This window comes from Mycobacterium sp. TH-M11, assembly GCF_057473725.1.
In genome coordinates this window covers 1-1,966 of the sequence record NZ_JBYCLD010000095.1, presented here as the reverse complement: position 1 = coordinate 1,966, position 1,966 = coordinate 1, and the positions used below count along the sequence as shown (strand labels likewise).

Sequence of the window (1,966 nt, the reverse complement as noted above, 5' to 3'; positions counted from 1 at the left end):
TCTTCAGTCTGGGCAAGGTGGGAGACTTTGCGAGTGCTGTCCTTGTCATCGTCCAGGTGCGAGACCCTGGCGCCGACGACGGCGCGAAGCGTCGATGTACTCACCGCGGCACCACCACCCTCAGATCCTCCGGGTGTACATCATCCACCAGCCCGCTATCCCAGCGGACTTTCACGTAGGCACGGCACACCCGAGACACCCGCCCGACCGGCCCATCAGCACGACCCGTTATGCCCACGTATTGCACCCGTTGCCCACTCGACAGAGATTGTCCCATGTGTGGAACGGTACAACGTCAAGGCCACTGGACACGTGGCCAAGCTGCGCCGCGAACTCGACGTTTAGTCTCCTAGTGTCCTGAGCCGTTGATTCGCCGGCAACGTGCCAGCTCGCTGGAGGTGACCCTTGCCTGCGTCTGAGTCGGGGCGTGGGTTCACCAGCGCCACCTCGGGGGACTATTGCTCGCAGCTTAGGGTCTAACGCCTCCTGCCGCCGAGTCTCCCGCTGCCTAATGTCAGTGCTGTCGCGCAGCAATCCCGCAGCGGATGCCGTGTTGATGGGTCTGCCAAGAGGGAGTTTGAGATGTCGCTTCAGCACACGCAGCACGGAATCGTCGTCGGTGTCGACGGTTCACCGTCGTCAACCGCCGCGGTGGAATGGGCCGCACGGGACGCCGAGATGCGGAACGTCCCATTGAGATTGGTGCATGCCATCGCCCCGGCAGCGACAGCCGCCGCGGACGGGTCAGACTTCGGGGCATTCGCCGACTACGCGCGGCTTCAAGACCACCAAGCACACCAAATCGTCGAGCAGGCAGAGAAAGTAGCGAAGGAAGCCGTTTCCCCGAACTGGGCGTCGAATGTCACCAGCGAAATGCTCCACGCGCCGGTCCTTCCTACCCTGATCGAACGCTCCGAACGGGCCGATCTGATGGTGGTCGGCTGCCGCGGCCAGGGCGCAGTCGCGCGCGCCCTATTAGGCTCCGTCAGTTCCGGTCTCGCCCACTACGGACGCTGCCCGGTCGCCATCATCCACGACGAGAGTCCGACAAAGGCACATTCGCCGGGGGCTCCGGTGGTGGTGGGCATCGACGGCTCGCCGACATCAGAGTTGGCCACCGAAATCGCCTTCGACGAAGCATCCCGTCGCAACGTGGATCTGGTGGCGCTGCACGCCTGGGGCGACATGGGCCCCCTCGAATTCCCGGGGATCAATTGGGCGCCCATCGAGTGGAGAAACATCGAAGCTCAGGAGACCGAAGCCCTCGCCGAGCGTCTGTGCGGCTGGCAAGAGCGTTATCCCGATGTCACCGTGCACAAGATCGTGGTCTGCGACCGGCCCGCGCTCAGGTTGCTCGAGCAGGCCCAAAAGGCTCAGCTCGTGGTGGTCGGCAGTCACGGCCGGGGCGGATTCCCCGGCATGCTGCTGGGCTCGGTCAGCACCACGGTGGTGAACGCCGCACCGATTCCGGTGATCATTGCCCGTGCCCCACAACGTCATTGACACCCTGGGGATCCGTTTTCAGTGACACACAAGGTGAAAGGAGTCAATGATGACTTGTTGGTGCGGGCACGGACCCTGGCATCACCAGGGATACCCCTATCCGGCCGGGCAGGGCTATGGGCCGCCACCGGGTACGTACTACGAACCCAGACCTTATCGGCGCCGTCGGCACGGCCATGCCGACGCCGAAGAATTGGCGGACTACCTCGACGAGCTCGAAGCGGAGGTCACTCACATTCGCCGCGATCTGGATGAGCTGCGCCGGACCGACGCCGCCGAAAGGCTAGGCCAACCCGGCCAGCAGTAGAGCTTCGGCGGTTGCGGCCCGCTCCAGCACGCCCAGGTGCAGGCTTTCGTTGACGCTGTGCGCCTGGGTGCCGGGATCTTCGACACCGGTCACCAGAATCGCTGCATCCGGGTAGGCGGCGGCGAACTCGGCAATGAACGGGATCGAGCCGCCCAT

General features: G+C 64.3%; 3 protein-coding genes and 1 pseudogene. 2 read left to right on the top strand and 2 right to left on the bottom strand.

The window, feature by feature from the left end:
* Nucleotides 1–100 precede the first annotated feature (100 nt).
* Complete coding sequence (locus tag AC2VOG_RS03845; RefSeq protein WP_486938589.1) at nt 101–277, bottom strand: hypothetical protein; 177 nt, start codon at nt 275–277, stop codon at nt 101–103.
* A 305-nt stretch (nt 278–582) separates the two neighbouring features.
* Here AC2VOG_RS03845 and AC2VOG_RS03840 point away from each other — a divergent pair, with 305 nt between their 5' ends.
* Together AC2VOG_RS03840 and AC2VOG_RS03835 are read left to right on the top strand one after the other, a co-directional pair.
* Entirely contained in the window at nt 583–1,503 is a 921-nt protein-coding gene (locus AC2VOG_RS03840) for a universal stress protein (RefSeq protein WP_486938588.1), read from the top strand.
* Between the two features lie 49 nt (nt 1,504–1,552).
* Nucleotides 1,553–1,810, top strand: coding sequence for a hypothetical protein (locus tag AC2VOG_RS03835; protein ID WP_486938587.1), 258 nt, complete (start codon nt 1,553–1,555; stop codon nt 1,808–1,810).
* Here the strand turns inward: AC2VOG_RS03835 and AC2VOG_RS03830 are convergent.
* Nucleotides 1,787–1,966: pseudogene (locus AC2VOG_RS03830) on the bottom strand (dipeptidase); the annotation flags it as partial. The gene AC2VOG_RS03835 and the pseudogene AC2VOG_RS03830 overlap by 24 nt on opposite strands.

What these genes read in the sequence shown, in the direction of transcription:
- AC2VOG_RS03845 (WP_486938589.1), bottom strand. Translation starts at nt 277, where the DNA reads ATGGGACAATCTCTGTCGAGTGGGCAACGGGTGCAATACGTGGGCATA.
- AC2VOG_RS03840 (WP_486938588.1), top strand. Translation starts at nt 583, where the DNA reads ATGTCGCTTCAGCACACGCAGCACGGAATCGTCGTCGGTGTCGACGGT.
- AC2VOG_RS03835 (WP_486938587.1), top strand. Translation starts at nt 1,553, where the DNA reads ATGACTTGTTGGTGCGGGCACGGACCCTGGCATCACCAGGGATACCCC.